Source organism: Paenibacillus sp. FSL K6-0276, assembly GCF_037977235.1.
Classification (GTDB): domain Bacteria; phylum Bacillota; class Bacilli; order Paenibacillales; family Paenibacillaceae; genus Paenibacillus_AQ.
The window spans coordinates 591261-611050 of sequence record NZ_CP150276.1 but is presented as its reverse complement, the minus strand read 5'-3'; the positions used below and the strand labels follow the sequence as shown (position 1 = coordinate 611050).

At 44.7% G+C, this 19790-nt stretch carries 17 protein-coding genes and 3 pseudogenes; 4 read left to right on the top strand and 16 right to left on the bottom strand.

Annotated features, from left to right (window positions below; translation table 11 throughout):
• Positions 1 to 109: 109 nt before the first annotated feature.
• Entirely contained in the window at positions 110 to 1273 is a 1164-nt protein-coding gene (locus MHH52_RS02880) for a glucose-1-phosphate adenylyltransferase (protein ID WP_340006541.1), read from the bottom strand.
• 460 nt (positions 1274 to 1733) lie between these two features.
• Between MHH52_RS02880 and MHH52_RS02875 the strand changes: the two genes are divergently transcribed.
• The 3 genes from MHH52_RS02875 to MHH52_RS02865 all read left to right on the top strand — a co-directional run bounded on the left by MHH52_RS02875 (position 1734) and on the right by MHH52_RS02865 (position 4873).
• A complete protein-coding gene (locus MHH52_RS02875; protein WP_340009471.1) occupies positions 1734 to 2417 on the top strand; it encodes a response regulator transcription factor in 684 nt (227 codons plus the stop codon).
• Positions 2414 to 3997 carry a HAMP domain-containing sensor histidine kinase gene (locus MHH52_RS02870; RefSeq protein ID WP_340006540.1) on the top strand — a complete coding sequence of 528 codons (1584 nt, stop codon included), beginning with the start codon at positions 2414 to 2416 and terminating at the stop codon, positions 3995 to 3997. Before MHH52_RS02875 ends, MHH52_RS02870 begins: the two co-directional genes overlap by 4 nt.
• A gap of 309 nt (positions 3998 to 4306) precedes the next feature.
• Entirely contained in the window at positions 4307 to 4873 is a 567-nt protein-coding gene (locus tag MHH52_RS02865) for an FAD-dependent oxidoreductase (protein ID WP_340006538.1), read from the top strand.
• 384 nt (positions 4874 to 5257) lie between these two features.
• Here the strand turns inward: MHH52_RS02865 and MHH52_RS02860 are convergent.
• The 11 genes and pseudogenes from MHH52_RS02860 to MHH52_RS02810 all read right to left on the bottom strand — a co-directional run bounded on the left by MHH52_RS02860 (position 5258) and on the right by MHH52_RS02810 (position 15640).
• Positions 5258 to 6042: pseudogene (locus tag MHH52_RS02860) on the bottom strand (UTP--glucose-1-phosphate uridylyltransferase).
• Positions 6028 to 6680 (bottom strand): annotated as a pseudogene (locus MHH52_RS02855) (glycosyltransferase family 2 protein); the annotation flags it as partial. The pseudogenes MHH52_RS02860 and MHH52_RS02855, both read right to left, overlap by 15 nt.
• Positions 6681 to 6758: 78 nt before the next feature.
• A pseudogene (locus MHH52_RS02850) lies at positions 6759 to 8772 on the bottom strand (glycosyltransferase family 39 protein).
• A 324-nt stretch (positions 8773 to 9096) separates the two neighbouring features.
• Positions 9097 to 9642: a DUF1697 domain-containing protein gene (locus MHH52_RS02845; protein WP_340006536.1), complete on the bottom strand. Its 546-nt coding sequence runs from the start codon at positions 9640 to 9642 to the stop codon at positions 9097 to 9099.
• Between the two features lie 27 nt (positions 9643 to 9669).
• A complete protein-coding gene (locus MHH52_RS02840) occupies positions 9670 to 10488 on the bottom strand; it encodes an aminoglycoside phosphotransferase family protein (protein ID WP_340006535.1) in 819 nt (272 codons plus the stop codon).
• Between the two features lie 14 nt (positions 10489 to 10502).
• Positions 10503 to 10799 (bottom strand): antibiotic biosynthesis monooxygenase, encoded by a 297-nt coding sequence (locus tag MHH52_RS02835; protein ID WP_340006533.1) that lies wholly within the window; start codon positions 10797 to 10799, stop codon positions 10503 to 10505.
• Between the two features lie 19 nt (positions 10800 to 10818).
• Entirely contained in the window at positions 10819 to 11445 is a 627-nt protein-coding gene (locus MHH52_RS02830) for a hypothetical protein (protein ID WP_340006531.1), read from the bottom strand.
• Between the two features lie 124 nt (positions 11446 to 11569).
• Entirely contained in the window at positions 11570 to 12679 is a 1110-nt protein-coding gene (locus tag MHH52_RS02825) for an endospore germination permease (RefSeq protein WP_340006529.1), read from the bottom strand.
• A gap of 26 nt (positions 12680 to 12705) precedes the next feature.
• A complete protein-coding gene (locus MHH52_RS02820; protein WP_340006527.1) occupies positions 12706 to 12909 on the bottom strand; it encodes a hypothetical protein in 204 nt (67 codons plus the stop codon).
• Between the two features lie 14 nt (positions 12910 to 12923).
• Positions 12924 to 14069: a Ger(x)C family spore germination protein gene (locus MHH52_RS02815; RefSeq protein WP_340006526.1), complete on the bottom strand. Its 1146-nt coding sequence runs from the start codon at positions 14067 to 14069 to the stop codon at positions 12924 to 12926.
• Between the two features lie 2 nt (positions 14070 to 14071).
• Complete coding sequence (locus tag MHH52_RS02810; protein WP_340006525.1) at positions 14072 to 15640, bottom strand: spore germination protein; 1569 nt, start codon at positions 15638 to 15640, stop codon at positions 14072 to 14074.
• A gap of 206 nt (positions 15641 to 15846) precedes the next feature.
• Between MHH52_RS02810 and MHH52_RS02805 the strand changes: the two genes are divergently transcribed.
• Positions 15847 to 16164 carry an MGMT family protein gene (locus MHH52_RS02805; protein WP_340006524.1) on the top strand — a complete coding sequence of 106 codons (318 nt, stop codon included), beginning with the start codon at positions 15847 to 15849 and terminating at the stop codon, positions 16162 to 16164.
• Here the strand turns inward: MHH52_RS02805 and MHH52_RS02800 are convergent.
• From MHH52_RS02800 to MHH52_RS02785, 4 genes are all read right to left on the bottom strand, one after another.
• Complete coding sequence (locus MHH52_RS02800) at positions 16161 to 16862, bottom strand: DUF1361 domain-containing protein (RefSeq protein WP_340006523.1); 702 nt, start codon at positions 16860 to 16862, stop codon at positions 16161 to 16163. The two genes, MHH52_RS02805 and MHH52_RS02800, sit on opposite strands and share 4 nt — an antisense overlap.
• 134 nt (positions 16863 to 16996) lie before the next feature.
• Complete coding sequence (locus MHH52_RS02795; RefSeq protein ID WP_340006521.1) at positions 16997 to 18775, bottom strand: SulP family inorganic anion transporter; 1779 nt, start codon at positions 18773 to 18775, stop codon at positions 16997 to 16999.
• 99 nt (positions 18776 to 18874) lie between these two features.
• Positions 18875 to 19201: a metalloregulator ArsR/SmtB family transcription factor gene (locus tag MHH52_RS02790; protein ID WP_313639932.1), complete on the bottom strand. Its 327-nt coding sequence runs from the start codon at positions 19199 to 19201 to the stop codon at positions 18875 to 18877.
• Positions 19202 to 19275: 74 nt separating this feature from the next.
• Entirely contained in the window at positions 19276 to 19653 is a 378-nt protein-coding gene (locus MHH52_RS02785; protein ID WP_340006518.1) for a hypothetical protein, read from the bottom strand.
• Positions 19654 to 19790 lie beyond the last annotated feature (137 nt).

The window sequence follows — 19790 nt, the reverse complement described above, 5'->3', positions numbered from 1 at the left end:
CCTCTTATAATTTATAAGAAAGTATAAGTTTCACGATATACTTTATCCTTATAAATCTCGCATAAACGCTTACCGTCCCTTGAAGGACGCCGAAGGCGTTTTAGCTTGATTATATGGTTTTGGCTACAACTGATTTTCGCTTCTTGCTTTTATTGTCGATCAGCAGAATTTCATTCTCATTCTCCCGTTCGATGCCTATTTCCATATAATCGTCGATTATCGTATTCTCACTAATAATCGCTTTATGAATGCGTACGTTCTTGCCGATCTTAACCTTAGGCATAATCACGGAATCCGTAATTACACTGCCTTCACCCACTTCTACGCCATAAAAGAGAACAGAGTGATTCACTTCTCCGTGCACAATGCAGCCTTCATTAATAATGCAGCCTGACACTTTCGCACCAGGGGCAACATATTGGGCAGGTTGATTCGGATTACGTGTAAAAATGCGCCAGCTGGGATCGTTTAGATTGAGTGGCGGGTTGTCGCTCAGCAAATCCATATTCGCTTCCCATAAGCTGGTTACAGTACCTACGTCTCTCCAGTACCCTTCAAAAGGGTACGCAAATAAGGAGTTTCCGTCTTCCAGCATTAAAGGAATGATATCCTTGCCGAAATCGTGGGAAGAACCTATATTTTCTCCGTCCTCCAGTAGATGCTTGCGGAGAATCTCCCATTTGAAGATATACACACCCATAGAAGCTAGCGTACTTTTTGGTTGAGACGGCTTCTCCTCAAATTCGTAAATTTTCAGGTCGTCCTCCGTATTCAAAATTCCAAATCGGCTGGCTTCCTCCAGCGGAACGTCAATTACAGAAATCGTGCAATCGGCGTTTCTTTCCTTGTGGTATTGAAGCATAGCGTGATAATCCATTTTATAAATGTGATCACCGGACAGAATAAGAACATGCTCTGGATCGAATTGATCCACAAACTTAAGATTCCGATAAATCGCATCGGCCGTTCCTCGATACCAGCTGCTTCCATTCTCGCGTTCATGCGGTGGCAATACGAATACCCCACCGTTCTTACGGTTCAAATCCCAATCGCTGCCTACTCCGATGTAAGAATGCAGTATGAGCGGCTCATATTGAGTCAGCACACCAACTGTATCAATACCTGAATTGGAGCAGTTACTTAAAGGGAAGTCGATGATCCGATAGGTCCCTCCAAAATAAACAGCGGGCTTGGCAAGCGATTTGGTTAAACCTTTCAATCTTTTGCCTTGGCCTCCAGCCAATAGCATGGCTACCATTTCCTTTTTCTTCATGGAAAAGCCTCCCTTGACTTATGGGTAATATGAAGTTCAGCAAGCACAGGTTGAATGAACAGAAGTTCCAGAAAGAAGTGAATTAACAAGAAATACACTTGAAAGAAATGAGCCTTGATAGGAAGATGGACAAAGTTGAAAAAACGAGGAAGGAAATTTAACACGACAGGATGATCTAACCTAAAATGGGTAACTTTCTCCAAAATAAGGAGATTATCCTTATTGTAAAGTGTTCTATATCCATCGTCAAAACCCTTTATCACATTTTCGAAAATCCGAATTTTTTAACCTTGTTTGTTATTAAACACATTAATATTACTTATAACTAAATTAACTCCTTTGAATCATCATGAAAGAAGATTGCTCATTTAATCGTAAAGCAAAGGGACCGATCTTCAGCAAACGTTCAACCGGATATGTCATGATGTAGCTATCTATCACTGATTTGGAGGTACCTATGATGAAAGCAACTCAAGGCGTTCGACTACTGCTCGTAGATGATGAGCCTCATATACTACAATTTTTAGAACTGGGTCTACTTAACGAAGGATTCGAAGTCAGAACCGCACCCGACGGAATCACAGCCATCTCAGTCGCTGCTGAGTTTAAACCACATGTAGCCATCCTTGATGTCATGATGCCCGGCATGGATGGATTCGAGTTATGTCATTACCTACGTTCCGAAGAGACAGAAATAGCTGTTATTATGCTTACTGCAAAGGATGAAGTGGACGATCGAGTCAAGGGACTCACGATTGGTGCTGACGATTATATGGTCAAGCCCTTCAGCTTCGATGAATTGCTTGCCAGGATTCAAGCACGACTACGCAATCAGTTTCCGGGTCTGCTAGGCGAGGTCCGCTGCGGTCCGTTCCGAATTGACAGCCGTCGAAAAGAAATTCGCTTCAAGGAAGAAGTACTTGAACTCTCCCCCACGGAATACGAGTTACTGCAGTATCTCGTTATTAATCACGGTCTCGTACTAAGTAAGCCCATGATTCTTGATAAGGTGTGGGGCTATGATTTTGGCGGTGAGGAAAATATCGTTGAAGTCTATATCCGTTCGCTTCGCGAAAAGCTCGGGGATAAGGAGCACCGTATTATCCGTACCCTGCGGGGAGCAGGCTACCGGGTGGATCTATGAGTACGCGCATCTCTAAATGGTTTCGTAAGCTGCCTGCACCACGTTCTCTGCGCAAGCAGCTTCTAGCCATTTCGCTGTTCATTCTATCAGGATTGCTACTGCTAATCGGAGTATTACAATATATACTCATGCGGGATTTCATATATAGCAATAGAGCGGAGTCTATGGAAGCGCAAATACGTTCTGTTCCCCGTGAGATGTTTTTCAACTTTTTCAATTCCTATGACGAGGACACTACAACTCCGAATGAGGGAAACACCGAGCATAGTGGCAATCTACCGGGGGAAAGAAACGGCGTAAATAAAATGCCCGATGGCTTGCGAACCGACGAGAATAGGCGCCCGCTCTTGCTGGATGCCCATACGACCATCGCCATTTATAGCTCGGATGGCACCTTCAGGGACTTACAACAATTGACTTTATCTGATTCAGCCGCGCCTAGATTGACGAATGAACAATACAACAACCTGCTCATTCATACCACGGATAGAGCAACAGGAAATTACAAGCTCATACAAGCAGAAGACGGCACTGAACATCTAGCCATATTCGTGAACCTCTATAGACCTGGAAATACTAGATTGCTGCTGCAAATGAGTGTGAATACAGGGCCGCTTACGGATGTAATCATGCAGCAGTTGATGATCTACGCAGGTTTGTCAGTTATTGCTTTATTGGCTGGCTTCCTCCTATACTTGCCTGCCCTTCGAAAGACGCTGGTCCCTCTTTCAAATATGGGAGAGTCTGCTGAGATCATTGATGCCGGTAATCTGAATATCCGGTTTCCAATTAACCAAGGGCAGGCCGAGATCGACAAGCTGGCTCATTCATTCAATGGTATGCTCGAACGTCTCGAAATATCCTTTCATAATGAACGGGAAGCCATGGAACAGATGCGTCGCTTCGCTGCCGATGCTTCACACGAGCTGAGAACTCCGCTTACCTCGATCCACGGTTTTCTGGAGGTCTTACTGCGGGGCGCCGCCGACAACAAAGAACAGTTATACAATTCATTGCGAAGCATGCATGGCGAATCGAAACGGATCAACAAGCTGGTGGAGGATTTGCTTCTGCTCGCTCGGATGGACGGTGCCCCCCAACTGCGGATGACGGATCTGCTTCTCGGAGAGGTCATTTCCGAAATGAAGCCTCATCTACTCTTGTTGGCAGATCACCGCAAGGTTACTTTTGATATCTCTTATGGCATCCGTGGTAAATATGAACCCAATAACATCAAGCAGGTGATTCTGAATCTTTTCCACAATGCAGTTCAGCATACGGATGCAGAGTCTGGCACCATTTATCTCTCTTTACATGCTAGAGGAGACGAAGCTGTTCTAACTGTGCAGGACAACGGCTGCGGGATTTCCGCAGAGCATATCCCACATATATTCGATCGGTTCTACCGCAGCGATTCCTCTCGCACACGTAAATACGGTGGATCTGGACTGGGCCTTTCCATTATAAAATCTATCGTGGAGGCACATCACGGCAAGATTAGTGTAAGCAGCACCCTCGGTGAGGAAACAACTTTCGAGGTTACCCTTCCTTGTGAGGAAGGATTAGCCAAGAGAGAGTAACAAACGTTATAATAGTTGGTAGACTTAAGCGTATGTCTACGATGCAAGTTTTGCTGTGTAGTCCATTCTGAGGAGCATCGCTCCGCAAAACTTAAGTCTATGCTTTCGATGCAAGTTTTGCTATGTAGTCCATTCTGAGGAGCATCGCTTCGCAAAACTTAAGTCTATGCTTTCGATGCAAGTTTTGCTATGTAGTCCATTCCGAGGAGCATCGCTCCGCAAAACTTAAGTCTATGCTTTCGATGCAAGTTTGCTATGTAGTCCATTCTGAGGAGCATCGCTTCGCAAAACTTTTAGGAGGTCAAAAAAATGTACGAAATCGCCGTAATTGGAGCCGGTCCTGCCGGTGCAAGCGCAGCCCTATTCGCCGCCAAGGCGGGCAAAAAAACGCTGCTGATCGACAATGATAAGGGCATGACCCGCAGAGGATGGTTCGAAAATTTTTATGGAATTTCCAAAGTAGGCGGCCCTGATCTCGTTGAAACTGGACATAAGCAAGCCGTCAAGTTTGGCGCTGAGCTGGTAGCGGAACAGGCGATCAGCCTCACCTCCAGCGGCAACGGATTTGTCATTGAAACCGAAGACGGAATCATTTATGAAGCGAAACACGTCATTCTTGCAACAGGTGCCCTTACGGATCTAGCCGCTAAAGCTGGCGTGGAGACTAAAGATGGCACAGAGCCAAGAATCAAAACAGTAGTCGCTGTTACTCCAGAAGGCAAAACAAATGTTGAAGGCATTTGGGCTGCAGGTACTGTTGCCGGAGTAAGTGTACATGCCATTATTACGGCAGGCGATGGTGCGAAGGTAGCGATTAATGTGATTAGCGAGTTAAATGGTGCACGTTACGTAGATCATGATGTGCTAAAGGCTTAATCATTTACTGACAAGAAGAAACGACGTTGTCGTCCATAGATCCGGAAACGATTCTTAGGAATCTGTTCTCCGGATTTTTTATAACAAAGGATATAATTGTACTTAATGCAGCTATTTCATACATTAGCACCCCTATGACTCTTTTAAGTGTAGTTTGTGCAACTAAAAACAGCCGAAAAGAATATTCCCGTTGGATTATGATGAAATAAGTGTATCAAGTACAACTAAGTCGATTCGTAGCGGTCTGATGCGATTTTTAATTGTATAAAGTACACTTATCTACTCACTCTCTTTGTCCCAAACGCAAAAAAACTGCTCCAAACCAACCTAATCTAACCGCCGCATGACGATGTTATGGTCGTTTGGAACAGTCTCCTTCAATCCCTAGCGCGTACCCCAAGGTAACGCCCCCACTTTTTCACTTTCCCTCAGACTAGCAGCCAGCTTCTGCAAATACGGAACTAGTAATGGACGCAACTCCTCACGCATCAATCCGACCTCCAGCGTAGCCTGAATATAGCCGAATTTATCACCAATATCATAACGTTGCCCGATCAAATCCAGCGCCAGCAGACCTTCATTCCGGCATACCTCATGCAATGCATCTGTCAGTTGATATTCTCCGCCTGCTCCACGCTCGAGCTTAGCCAGCACCGAAATATCGAAGATTCCAAAATGTAACGACCCATAATAGCATTCTCTGAAGGCGCCGTTTCCGGAGAGGGCTTCTCCACCAAGCCTTTTACCTCATGGACGCCTTGTAGAGAACCGCTAGATGAAATAATTCCGTATTTATGAACCTCCTGCCGTGGTACCTGCTGAACACCGACGATGGTCTTCTCCTCTTGTTCATACAATCGCATCATTTGCAGTAGCGCCAGGTCCTCAGAGACCATGATATCGTCACCGAGCAGAACAGCGAAGGGCTCATCCCCAATGAACTGTTCCGCACAAAGGATGGCGTGACCTAGTCCAAGCGGCTCTTTTTGCCTAATGTAATGAATGCTGGCCAGTTCACTAATCGCTTGGACTTCACGAAGCAGCTCCTTTTTGCCTTTTTCCAAAAGCGTCTGTTCCAGTTCCACTGATTTATCAAAATGATCTTCAATCGACTTCTTGTTACGGCCCGTCACGATGATGATGCTCTCAATGCCGGAGAGCTTGATCATGCGTTTCAGCGGATATTTTGTTTCTCCAGCCAGTCGTTCATCGCGTTCATATTCAATGGTTTTTTGTCGAAAACCGACCCAGCTGACTAGCCCACGTACGAACCGATTTTTCTCTGGCAGGCGTTTGAGTTCTTCGCAAACCTTACGATCTATGAGACGAAAATCCCCCGTGTCCACAGGAATAGAAATATCGGTTGAATAACGCAGGACTCTATAAAAGAGGCTGGCCGTCCACTTTTTGAACAGGGATTCGCCGTTTCGCTTTACCCGTTTGGCATATACAACTTCATACCCCTGCTTCCATTCCGCAATCATGTCCAGAATCAGTTCTGGCGGATCTTGCAATCGGCATCAATAATGACAACTGCATTCCCTAGGGCGTAATCCATTCCGGCAGTAATAGCGATCTGATGTCCAAAGTTACGAGACAAATCGATCAGCTTCACACTCTCATCCCAGTAGCTATATTCCTCAATCATCTGGGCGCAATTGTCTGTGCTGCCGTCATTTACGAAGATCAGTTCATACACTTCATTGGTTAACCCCATTACTTTTTTGATTCGTCTATATGTCTCCTGAATAACTGCCTCTTCGTTAAACATCGGTATGATAATGGAATAGCGCACGTTGGTGCTCATGAGCAGCTCCTCCTTAAATTTGAATAATGAAGCATACCGAATAAGTCTGACAGCACGCCTCACATGATTAACACTCGCCTAGTTTATTGTAACTTTGTATAACGTTCCGTTGTTCCCAGCGTCGCTTCCTGCCCAATCGCTTGATGGAACCTCTGTACCATTCTCCGTGATCCAAGTCGTCAACTCGGAGCTACCCCCACGTCCGCCACCCATACCACCGCTATTGATCAGGAAGTATTTCACCTTTATCAACGATATAAGGAGCTGCTGTGCCATAATCCAATGTAGCAAACAGATAAGGCTCCCCAGTATTGTTCTCCTCCAAATAGGACAACAGACTCTCATTCGCACTTGTGGCGCTATTACGCCCAAAATTGCTTGTATTGCCGCCCATCCCCCCTTTACCTTCACTACTACTTGGCCCTGCCTCCGGGGTTTGACTGTTCAGGCCATAAGTAATTGGAGTAGCTGCCCAATAGAGAGGCCCGATTAACAATACTAGTACTGCTGCAATGCTTGTCGCGTAAATAAATGGCTTCTGTTTTCCTTTGAGAATCACCAGCACCAGCGAAACAATTATACCTGCAGCCAGAATCCCAATGGACCAGCCACTACCAATCGTATCGTCATAAGGATGCACGATGTACCACTGGAAACCTGCTGTAACCAGCGTTGCGGCTGGCAATAGCCAAGACAGCAAACCAGAGTGCTCGCGATATAGGGTCCACAGCTTAGACCATCCTGCACCGACTAACGCTGCAATCGGCGGAGCCATCATCACCAGATAATATTGATGGAAGAACCCCGCGATACTGAAGAACCCCATAACGGGAACAAGCCACGCTAACCAGAATAGAGCTTCCTTATGAGCTTGAGTAAAGTTCTTTCTCCGCAGATTGGCGAACAATCCAATACAGCCTAGCAATACGAAAGGTAGCAGCCAGCTAGCCTGCCCTGACAGCTCTGATTGGAACAGACGCAGTGGGCCTGCTGTTCCTGTATTGAACATTCCGCCCCCGCTGTCATTCATGCCACCGCGATTTCCTCGCCCGCCGTCGTCGCCGCCAAATTGACTTTGACTGTCTGTTCCACCAGGAGGTTGACCTGTTGAACCTCCATCATTGTCACCAGTCTGGCTATTCGAGGTCGAATTTGTGCCTTGCCGGCCCGAAAATGCTCCACGTCCACCATCAGTGTCATTATTACCGCCTGACCCATTCATAGCAGGCATCTCGCCATTCATAGCCGGCATCTCACCGTTCATAGCGGGCATCTCACCATTCGCTCCCGGCATTCCACCTCCGCCACCACCTGCCCCGCGATCCCCCGTCAATCGGGCAACGCCATTATACCCAAAAGCAAGATTCAGCACTGAATTGGTACCACTGCTGCCGATATAAGGTCGTTTGCTGGCGGGAATCGCATCCACGATCACTGCCCAGGATAAGGAGACTACAAGCAATATTGCTGTGGAGGCTGCCCATACTCCCGTCTTCCTCTTCCAGTTCACTTTGGAAGCCAAGACATAAAAGAGATAAAAAGCCGGTAGAACCATATATGCCGGCAGCATCTTCTCGTTAAACCCAACACCGATTATCGCAAATGCGGTGAGAAGACTGCCCATCTTGTTGCTCTTCGTCCCTTTAAATAGAAACCATGCCGCGAGTAGAAGGGTGAATACAAGCAGCGCATCAATATTGTTCGTCCGGCTGACTGCCGCTGCTACCGGAGTAGTCGCCATGACTAGAGCCGCTAAACGTGCTGCCGCTCTGCCGAAGGTAGGCTTTACTAGCAAGTATAGGAGTTACACAGAACCGACGCCCCCAAGGGCTTGAGGCAAAATCACACTCCAGCCATGCAGCCCGAAGATAAGTGCGCTAAGCGTCTGAATCCAAAAGGTGACCGGTGGTTTATCCACCGTTACTGAACCCGCGGAGTCCAATGAAGCGAAGAAGAAATTATGAAAGTTCTGCAGCATACTCCCCACTGCGGTGGTGTAGTATGTATTCACATAGTGGTCATTCCAAACTCCATAACCATACAAAAAAGCAGCAAGTATTAAAATGAGCCATAGTATAAGATCCGAGCTTATTTTTTTTGACCCAACTCATCTCTATCCACTCCAATCCTTTGATCGTTCTATATTCCGGCAGTTCTGTGCCCCCGGCTCAATCTTTCCGTAGGTGTATTATTTCACCCCTACCTTAACTCTCACTGAGTGCACGCTGAATGTTTGCTGAATATATAAGGCTGCCGGTACGCAAAAAAAAGCCCCACAAATGTGGAGCCTTTCTGTTCAAATCCTAATCCAAGCAAAAACGCATACGGCGTCCCCAAAGGACGGTAAGCGTTTTTGCGAGAAATATAAGGATAATGTATAGTGTGAAACTTATACTTTCTTATATTTTAAAATAGGCTATTCCATCCTGCTCATAGTAACGAGCTTATTCACCGTATTCCAGTTGCGTGCTGTAACAGTCATACCCAGTATTTTGTCAAAAGGAACCTTAAAAAGCGGCGATTGGCTCACACTGACGTCATATAAGATGTACATCTCTCTGCCGACAAAATGCATTTTATCCGGTCCATCTTCATAAATACGCAGCTTATCCAGCGCTTCAATCGAGGGTTCAGCTGGCAGAAAAGAGACATACCATCTTTTGAAATCCTCTGGTTCTGATAGCTGAAAGGGATTATTAGCGATTACCTTCTCCATCTCAGCCCGTGTACGAATTATAACAGAGACCTCAAAACCAAACACCTCTTTAATCTGGCGTTCCATGACTCCGGTAAGCAGACTCTCCGATTCCTCATCACTCTCAAATAATACATTTCCGCTCTGAATATACGTTCGTACATTGTGAAAGCCAAGGGACTGCAACATCGTCTTCAGATCCTGCATCTTAATGATTTTGTTGCCGCCGACGTTAATGCCACGCAGCAGCGCAATATAGGTATTCATGGAAGCACACTCCATTTCTTGTAATAATCAACTTAGGCCCACGGTTACGGTTTGAAGACGTTTACGAACTTCTTTTACTAGAAGCTCCTTCTCCGGTGGCGGAAGTCCTTCCACCAGACGCGCGGCAGCGATCGGCAGAATCCAGCAGTCTACGTCCTCATAGGTGAGTCCTGATAAACGGAGATACTCCCGAATATATCCCTTGGTTAATTTTTTTCTAATAAAACCTATCATCATTCTCGATAAAGCTGCGGCTCCAGGGGGCATAGCTCCCATGCTGAACATCACCACAGATCGCGCAGCATCACCTGCTGGTTCTCCCACCACGCCAGTCATCCAGTCAATTACCCAGAGCTCATCGTCCATAAGCACATTATCAGGATGGAAATCTCCATGGCATAAATGAGTTCCTTCCGGTAACTTCTCCAGATAGCTCAGAATGACTGACTTCTCATCTTCACTAAGCATAGGAGCCCCTATGATATTCCACTTTAACATATCCTTCTGCTGTCCGATCTCCTCGGTAATTTCAAGCTTATGCAAATCAAAGTGAAGCCCCGCCATCATTCTGGCATACTTACTAACCTTCCAAGGCTTCTCCCCCATCACCTTTAGCAGGGAGGGACCTTGAATTTGTTGAAATACGATACCTTGTCTTGTCTGTTCAGAAATGAGTTCAAAAGGCTGCGGTGTCCGAACGCCCTGCGCATGCACAAACTGGCTGATGGTATATTCTCGGCTAATGTTCTGCTCTGAAACATCCTCCCGGTACAATTTAAGAATCCTCTGATCCTCATGCTGCCATATCTCCGCTGTTCTGCCTTCCCCGACAAGCTTCGCTTTCACTCGGCTTCCTCCATTTAGTCCAGATTAATACAGGTAAAGTGCTCAACTACCGGAAATGGATCGTAGTAATGGTGCAGCAGTGCCTTCCATTCCCGATACTGGCTAGATTCTCTGAAGCCTACAGTGTGATCTTCAAGTGTTCTCCACTTCACAAGCAGCAGATACTTATGATTGTCCTCCAAGCAATGTTGGAGTTCATGCCCCATATAGCCCTCTATGGAGGAGATTAAGCTCGATGCCTCCTTGAAGCTTTTTTCAAATTCAGTAGTCAAACCAGGCTTCACTTGCAACATTGCAGCTTCCAAAATCATAATCAGAATCCTCCAAAGGTTATGTATTTAAAGCATCACGGAAAAATTCATGATAAAAATTAATAATAACAAGCAGAATGGCTAGTGACTCGTTGACCTGCCCTACCTCAAGGCTATGATTAACATCATCGATTCTATACACCTTTAAATGATGGAGTCTGCTAATTTCACCGGAATGCTGTTCACTAAATAAAGGATCGCTTCCGCCATAAATAACACTGCCTTGACTCTGCTGGATCAGAGGTATCGCCTCAGGTAACGGTGTTATATATAGATGAGAAGTCTTTTTCTGGATTCCCAGCTCTTCTGCAATTTTCCCTGCAATAACCGCACCCACGCTTTTACTGATAAATAGAACCTTTTTGTATTCAGGAAGAGATGCAATGGCCGCCTTACATTCCTGAATGAGAATAATCATTTCATCACGCTTAAACCCTACTCTCGCACTCTGGTAGCCGTACTCAAGTAGCAGGACGTCGCAATGATGCTCCCGAGCTGCTTTGGCTGCATAATCCAGCAGGGGGCGCTCAGCCGAATAATTCTTGCCTGGAAAAATAACAGCCAGTGCCTTAGATCCTTGAGTGATATATTTATGTCTAACCTCTCTCCCCCAATAAGAGGACATAATGATATTGCTGACGTTCATACCTGTTTCCCTCTCTTCTAAAACAACCATTCTATGTATCTATCATTATAGCTAACTTATGTTTAGTTTTAAAATCAAAGAATTCCTAATCTCAACTAGAGATCAGGAATGATCGAAAGTAGGCCTATTGTTGTGACACTGACTGCTGCTTATGTTTACTCCTAATAACCATAATCTCAGCGCATATCCATAATGCCAGTGGAATAATCACCTGAAATGGAAAGGCATAGAATTTATAAATATGGTAGAAAAAATACTGCATTTCCATCATGTCCTTGTACACAAAATCGGCAAAATAAATCATGAGCAGTCCCAGCTGAAGCACAACGGAGCGATAACTTTTTAACTTGAATACTTTAGCTACTCCGCAGCTAGCTACATACAGACATAAGCTCGCTTTTATGAAGGTTGTGATTACAAATACAACAGCTGTGGAAGCCTCAATTCGGGACAGAAAATCACCTACATTAATACGACTCGCAGACACATAAGAGGGAAAATTCAGACTGGACACTACTTCAGGGCCGAGCATCAATAGATTACGTAGCGTAGCCGAAAGAATAATCATCCCAGAAATCAGTACACCACCAAATAATATTTTCTTACCTGCGGCTTTGTTCGATATAGTACTAAATGCCCCCAGTATTATTATAATCTCTGCAAATGTAACAGAACATGTACTCAGAGTATCGCTAAACACCGAATACCAGCCTTTATCAACTAAAGGGAGTACGTGATGATATTCCAGCTTTGAAATAGATAATATGAAAATAATCAAATTGACAACTATAGTAAATAGAAGCAGAAGTTTCGCACTTCTTCCCAGCACCTCAATCCCCGCCTTAACCACCCAAACGCACAATAACCCAAGACATAGCATAGGAACAAGCATCGGTGTTTCAGTCAAAGCGATCAATCTACTGAATTCTCCAAAGACCCTAAGAGCCAGTGCCCCCAGATGGAAAGCATACCAAATATAGAGACAGGAGATCATTCGCCCGAGAACTCTTCCATATACAGCGATCAGCATATCAAACAGATCCTTACCCGGAAAAAGAACATGAAGTCTTGCGTATATCAGTATAAGAGGAACTACAAGTACCATGGCAAAAAGTAGAGCGATCCACTTGCTGTTACCGGATTGTCCTAGCAAGCCCATAAATATGGAAGTTCCTACAGTAAACAAAACCGTAACGCTAATCATATGCCCTACAGGAATGATCTCCTTATTCATACACTTTCTCCTTTTAAGCTTGTTCCCTAAAATAGCTTCTTGATCCAATTTGCAATTAGTGGTGAAGGGCTGGGAATCGACCACTTCATGGACAATTCAATAGCAATACCAAATGAAACTAGACATAAGGCTGAACAAACCCAAAAGTCCCGCTTCATCCCCTGCTTTAACAATCCGTAAGGATCGAACAATACGATAACCACATAAACAAGAATAACTATTACAACCACTTCATCACCTATTTTTAATGAGTCTGGATAGATCTAGAGGTTTGCCCACTACTCTTAATAATCACTTTGGAATTTACAACAACGTCCAATTCGGAAAATTCCTGTCCCCAGTTTTCCTTAACTTTCTTCCAGGTTTGCGGCATTCTCTCATGCACAAGCTCTCCAAACCCAAAAATATCGGCATGATAATCCTGCTGAACCCTATGGATGACGGAAAGGATCCGCTTCTGTAATTCCTTTCCGGCCCGCTTCTCAAGAACGTTCTTGCTATCAATATTATTGAATTCTTCCGGAGTCATTACCTCATCCAGTCCGACTTGCGTTTCTGTGTTAATTTGCATTTGCAATTTGCCATCGATCCATACTGGCTTTACTTTTGTTTTATTGGACAGAATCTCAAGCGAAAAGGCAGGTTTTCCTTGTTCATCATTTAAGGGTAGCACCCCACCCTCGATTTGATTTATGGCAAACAGCATATATTTCGTTTCTTCACCGCTGATCGTGCCAACCATTTTATCCATTCTGAATATAGCTGTCCCACTTACCTGAGCATTTTTCGTCTTATTTTGTTCATGAATATTAATAAGTGGAGCCATTGCAAATTCACCAGAAGCCTCTAACTTATCAATGAAATCCCAAATTTCCACGACGGGAGCCGTACTGACATTCTTCTCAGACCTCATCTGTTGTGCTAGTGCAAAGGCTGTAATACTTTCCGTTACACTGCTTAGACTGATCACTTCCTTAGCCGTCTTCTCTTTAGAGACGAATATGTATACATCCGATCGTGTCTCTGTATCTCTGTTATACCAATCAATCACTTTGATAACTCCTTCCCGGGCTACCTCTTCACTGAGAACAATCGCTTTGGAATGACTCCAAAATAATTTTTTTCCTGTTATGGAGATTATTCCTCGCGCAATCTCAAAAATCGTCTTGCCAGAGAGTGTTAGTATTTTAAATCCAGCTGGACTTGATTTCATCCCTTCCTTCGTATCCACAATCTCTACCGTTACCGACAGTTCCCCTTCAGATTCGCCCTTGTCAATCCCCACCCCGGCTACAATCGATATATCATCCACTTCAGAGTAGTTCCAACAGCCAGTTACACTTATAAGAAGGATCAGGGATATAAAGGCCAGGATTACCTTTTTTAGCATGTTCATGGCCTTCTCTCTATTTTACTGGACCCTTTTCTCTTCCTGTTTCGTGCCCCGATCATCGCTGGACGCAGATGCATATGCCACCACGGTGCCCTGATCGCTGTATCTTTAATATCCTGCGGACGGATAGAGCCTATCCCAAGCATGTATGATACCCCAAAGGAGCGCAGACTCATCAAATGAATAACAAGCCCGAGTATCCCGAGAAAGTACCCGTAAACCCCTAGCATAAAGCTTGCAATTAGTAGAAGTGCTCTTACTACAATTAATGGACCCGTCAATCTAGGATTGAGCAGCGTCATAATTCCGGTTAAACCGACTACAATAATCATCGGAGCACTTACTAATCTTGCTTCTACGGCCGCCTGCCCTAACACAAGAGCCCCTACGATACTGATCGCCTGTCCAATATAGGTAGGAATCCGTTCTCCTGCCTCTCTTAGGATTTCAAATATCGTTAACATGAACACTGCCTCTACTACTGTCGGAAAGGGGACTGCTACTCTTGAAGTAGCAATGCTGAGCAATAACTGGGTCGGTATCATTTCCTGACTGAAGGTGACCAAAGCCACATAAAGTGCGGGAATACTAATAGACAGAAAAGCTCCAACCATTCTTAGCATTCGGTTAAATGAACCAAAATAATAGTTAATGTAATAATCAGAGCTTGCTTGAAAATTTTCCACAAATAGATAGGGTACGGTCATCGCATACGGACTACCTTCTATGAGTAAGGCCACTCTACCCTCCATCATTTTACTGACTAAGGAATCCGGTCGTTCTGTGCTTCCTGTCATTTCAAAGGGTGAAAAGGGTTCGTCTCTTATTAATTCCGAAAGATATGCCGTATCCAGAATAAGATCTATATCCACCTGCTTAAGTCGATCCTGCAATTCTTTAATAATACTTGGTGATGCCAGGCTTTCCATATAGCAGATACATATCTGTGTGTTGGAACGTGTCCCGATCTGGCTAAAAATAAACTTCAGATCAGGATCTTGTAGTCTTCGACGGATTTGAGTCAGGTTAACTAGCAGCGATTCTGTAAATCCTTCCCGCGGACCATAAACACTTTTCTCGGTGACTGGCTCCGTAATAGCCTTTGTCTCCCAGCCTTGTGCATTAATATTGAGAACACCAGCATAACCGTCGAGCAGCAATAAAGTCTTGCCAGCTATAATCGCACTGATCATTTCATTCAAATCTGTAGAGGCAACCACATCAGTAATGTTAATGACCTGCGTCCGAATCTTCTCCATCAGTTCAGCTGTGTTGCCATCATCCATTCTGGTGAAATCAAAAGCCATCAATGGCTTAATAACTCCCTCCTGAATCATATGCTTGTCAACCATCCCGTCAACATAGACTAATCCGAAGCGAAGACTTTCACTGTACTCATTATTTAGCACTCTGATTCTAAGGGTGCCATCATCCTTGAATATTTGTCGAAACAGGTTCATCATTTCATCTAGCGATTTACTCGGAGTCTGCCCAGACGTTGTATTTTTTTGAGAATCTTTGCTGTTACCTCCTGCTGTCTGTTTCTCCACAGTAGTCACTCCTGTCACAATAGGTCTCCTAGAAATTATCCCCCGTCTCACTAAATACTATCCGCCAAAATTATACTGAAAAGGGATCAACTTCTTCGCAGGGGAGAGTAACCTCCATCCGTTAAATATATAAAAAAGCCGCTTTAGCGGCGGCTTTGCTGTTTGTTTATGATTGTAGTGATCATCTGGTATAATTTGATGAAAATAAGAGATAGGAGCTCCCTATGACACCATTTACGGAACAAGTGATACGTATCATACAGTCCATACCAGAAGGTAAAGTGATGACCTATGGGGGAATTGCCCGCGCGGCGGGAAGCCCAAGAGGCGCGAGGCAGGTTGTTCGTATCCTTCACTCCATGAGTAGAAAATATAAACTTCCTTGGCACCGGGTCATCAACGCCAAAGGAATGATCTCCTTGACTGAAGATGAGTCTAGTTCCGTCCAGAAACTTTATTTGCAGGAAGAAGGGATTATTTTTGATGAAAAGGGCGCGGTAGATCTAAAGCAATTTCAATTTGATCCGGAATGTATGGATTAACCTCGTTTACCCTTGGAGATCCGCCCTCTTTCACCGGTTCCAAGACCATTTAGCAAACAGTACATCGTAGAGTAGATGACCAGCAATACAAAGGCAATAAACAAGCTAAAAAATACCGACTGACGATTCAAGCTATCCATAACCAGTTGATACAACTGATGCCGGTCTGTCAGTACGTCCCAGCTATTAAGCCTGTAGACTCGGCCAAGCAGTACACCATACCCCCCAAGCACACATGCTGCGAGTACGAATACCCAAGAGAATAGCAGGCTGCTTTTGCGATAAACAACCGTCTGGAATTGATATAAAGAGAAGAACCCGGTCAACCAACCGCTCCATGTGAATAACAGGAGGGTAACCATGTCATACCAGTAACGATTCTGAATGGTGCCATCCACGATGTATCTGCTTTTTCTTATCGTTAGATGCACCAGATCCGTCATGAGATAAGGCGCGTTCGGAAAGAACAGTAGCCAAGCGACGCCTAGCGGAACAAGCAGTAAGCCACCTATCTTCCTTTTATCCAGTTCATAAGCAGCCATAGAGAACAGGAACGGAATCCAGGCCAGAAACAAATTCCAGATTAAGAAAGCATAAAACGAATCCGTCTGAAGTGACACTACACGATATACGGCCAATGTCGCCACAGACAGACCTGCCAAGAGCATAAACACCTTTGGATAATTCAATTCCTTCATGAGCTTATATTCTCCTTATCGATATAGTTTACATTTAACTTATACCCAATTGTACAAATTTGGCATTCTCAAGTCCAATTTGAATACAAAAGCCCGGACGCAGGAACGTCCGGGCTGACTCTTATCTATTTAACTCAGAGACCACCATTTAGTTCTGGTGCAATTACAGGTTTCTTACGCCCTTTCAAGCCACGCAGACCCCCTGCATCTTCCATACAGGAGAATGCAGAACACTCCCTAAAAGCGGCATGACTACATCCAATGCACTTGCTGTAATCGATGCTGCTAAGTGCATCATTAATCGCTTCTCCGGTATGCTGATAAAACTGCGCCTCACCTATGGTGTCATACAGTCCAGTTCTCTTGAGTAGCTCAAGCGGCTGTGGCTGAATGCCGGAGATCATTAGCTTCCCTCCAACTGCTTGTAAATGCCGCACCAGTTCTGCTAAATTGGATTCTCCGGTGGTATCCATGAATGGTACTTTTCCCATCCGCATTAATATAATTCTGGGTTGATCCGAGCCATAGCTTGGCATCGTATCATCGAATCGATAAGCAGCGCCAAAAAACAGCGGACCCTCCACCGTGTAAATTCCAATTTGCGGACAATCATGACTCTCCGTAACCATATGTGCCTCTACCTTAACGGAATTTGGATCAGGCAGTACTTTGGTTACCAAATGAACCTCTCCCATTCGTTTCACAAACAGAATGACCGCAAGAATCAAACCCACCTCTACAGCCAGCGTTAAATCTGCAAATATCGTTAGCAAGAAAGTGATGAATAACACCAAGGAATCGCCGGTTTTGATCTTAAGCAAATGAATAAATTCTTTGCGTTCACTCATATTCCAGGCAACCACCATTAAGATAGGTGCCATTGCAGCCAGAGGAATACTAGAAGCATAGGGTGCGAACAACAGGAGAATTAGAAACACCACAACACCGTGAACGATCCCTGAGATCGGAGAAACACCACCACTCTTGATGTTCGTTGCTGTTCTAGCAATTGCACCTGTGGCCGGTATCCCTCCGAACAATGGAGCGGCAATATTCGCGATTCCCTGACCTATCAGCTCACGATTGCTATTATGGCGGCTACTCGTCATTCCATCAGCTACGACAGCGGATAACAATGACTCTATAGCACCGAGCATCGCGATGATGAAGGCCGGACGAATCAGCATTGTAATCCGTTCCCACGTTATGTTCGGAAATCGGAAGCTTGGTAATCTATTAGGAATATCTCCGTAAGCAGAGCCAATCGTAGTCACCTTGCCGCTAAAGAATAGCGCAGCTATCACAGTCGCGCACAGAAGGCCTACCAATGATCCAGGTATCTTCGGAGCGAATCGGATCGCTAGGATGACCACGGCAAGACAAATCACGGCGGTCAGGATACTGTATCCATTCACCGTCGATAGATGAAGCCCAATCTCTTTCATATTATCTACAAAACTCTCGTGCCGCTCTATATCCCTTAAACCAAGGAAATTAGCAATCTGTCCGGTGAAGATAATGACCGCTATTCCCGCTGTGAACCCAATCGTAACCGGCCTCGGAATAAACTTAATCAATACACCTAGTTTTAATAATCCCATGAGGAGTAGAATAACCCCTGCCATCATCCCTGCTATTAGCAGGTTCTCATAGCCATACTCCATTGCAATGGCGAACAGAATAGGAATAAATGCACCTGTCGGCCCACCAATCTGAAATTTTGAGCCCCCGAACAATGAAATACATATCCCCGCGACTATCGTTGTATAAATTCCATACTCCGGTTTTACACCGGAAGCAATAGCAAAAGCCATCCCCAAAGGAATGGCAATAACACCGACGATTGTCCCCGAAATCAAATCCTTACGAAATGCATTCATGTTGTAGCCTTTATACCGGCCCCACCCTGTCATGATCAAACCTTCTTTTCTCTAAATATCTGATTATTTGAATATAAGAAAAACATTACTCTAGGACGCGACTGTTGTCAACGCCCAAATAACGTTATTCATTTATTCGCTGCGCATACCTTCGAGCAATGAAATGGTATTCACCAGATGGTTATCAAATATTTGCTTGGCAACGACTAGAAGATCTTTAATCAGAGGATCACGTAACGAATAGATCACTGTGGTGCCTTCTTTTACACTGGCTACTACATTCTTAGCACGTAAAACAGCTAATTGCTGGGATACAGCAGAGCCTTCCGAACCTAGAATCGCCTGCAGTTCATTTACATTCTTCTCGCCTTCGCTGAGCAGCTCCAGAATACGAATACGCATTGGATGAGCCAGCGCTTTGAAGAATTCGGTCTTAAATTGCTGAATTTCGGTGTTCATGAACTTCTACTCCTCATGCTTAGCTTTCTGAATCTAATGTTATCTTTGTATGTTATCTTAGTCGCTGAGAAGCGTCAAATACTCAAGGGGTAGATTCTCACATCACGGACCTGTAATTCTACAAACACACCAAGTGCCATAGGTTCACCGAGACACTCGAACATCACTAACCCTTCACCCATTCGCAAAAATCCCGTTCCGTCTTCTTCAATATTCTCCAGCACACCTGTAAAAACAACCTTATCTCCCTCTAACCTGATATTGAACTCACCAGCAGATACAGGCAGAATATCCACCCATCTCATGAACAGCTCCGAAAGCTCGAATTCCACATCCGTTTCCGTCCCTGGCTTCACAGGAGCACCGCACCAGATTCCCCGGCCCTCGCCGAAGTCTGTGAGAAAGAATACCTCGTCCTTTTTTGAACCATTCTTTGTGATTTTTATTTTCATAGCCAATACTCCACCCTAATTATTTATAACGATCATTATACATGACAATTGGCCAAAATTATCAAATGTAATTCTGAGTAACCCTGTTCGTTTCCTTCTTATAAACGGTGGGAATATAAAAAACAGGGATGCCCCGC

Coding starts and splice junctions, on each gene's coding strand:
- MHH52_RS02835 (WP_340006533.1), bottom strand. CDS start 10,799: ATGATTTTGGAAGCTGCAATGTTGCAAGTGAAGCCTGGTTTGACTACT.
- MHH52_RS02800 (WP_340006523.1), bottom strand. CDS start 16,862: ATGAAGGAATTGAATTATCCAAAGGTGTTTATGCTCTTGGCAGGTCTG.
- MHH52_RS02830 (WP_340006531.1), bottom strand. CDS start 11,445: ATGAACGTCAGCAATATCATTATGTCCTCTTATTGGGGGAGAGAGGTT.
- MHH52_RS02785 (WP_340006518.1), bottom strand. CDS start 19,653: ATGAAAATAAAAATCACAAAGAATGGTTCAAAAAAGGACGAGGTATTC.
- MHH52_RS02870 (WP_340006540.1), top strand. CDS start 2,414: ATGAGTACGCGCATCTCTAAATGGTTTCGTAAGCTGCCTGCACCACGT.
- MHH52_RS02790 (WP_313639932.1), bottom strand. CDS start 19,201: ATGAACACCGAAATTCAGCAATTTAAGACCGAATTCTTCAAAGCGCTG.
- MHH52_RS02815 (WP_340006526.1), bottom strand. CDS start 14,069: ATGCTAAAAAAGGTAATCCTGGCCTTTATATCCCTGATCCTTCTTATA.
- MHH52_RS02865 (WP_340006538.1), top strand. CDS start 4,307: ATGTACGAAATCGCCGTAATTGGAGCCGGTCCTGCCGGTGCAAGCGCA.
- MHH52_RS02795 (WP_340006521.1), bottom strand. CDS start 18,775: ATGACAGGGTGGGGCCGGTATAAAGGCTACAACATGAATGCATTTCGT.
- MHH52_RS02825 (WP_340006529.1), bottom strand. CDS start 12,679: ATGAATAAGGAGATCATTCCTGTAGGGCATATGATTAGCGTTACGGTT.
- MHH52_RS02805 (WP_340006524.1), top strand. CDS start 15,847: ATGACACCATTTACGGAACAAGTGATACGTATCATACAGTCCATACCA.
- MHH52_RS02845 (WP_340006536.1), bottom strand. CDS start 9,642: ATGAATACCTATATTGCGCTGCTGCGTGGCATTAACGTCGGCGGCAAC.
- MHH52_RS02875 (WP_340009471.1), top strand. CDS start 1,734: ATGAAAGCAACTCAAGGCGTTCGACTACTGCTCGTAGATGATGAGCCT.
- MHH52_RS02880 (WP_340006541.1), bottom strand. CDS start 1,273: ATGAAGAAAAAGGAAATGGTAGCCATGCTATTGGCTGGAGGCCAAGGC.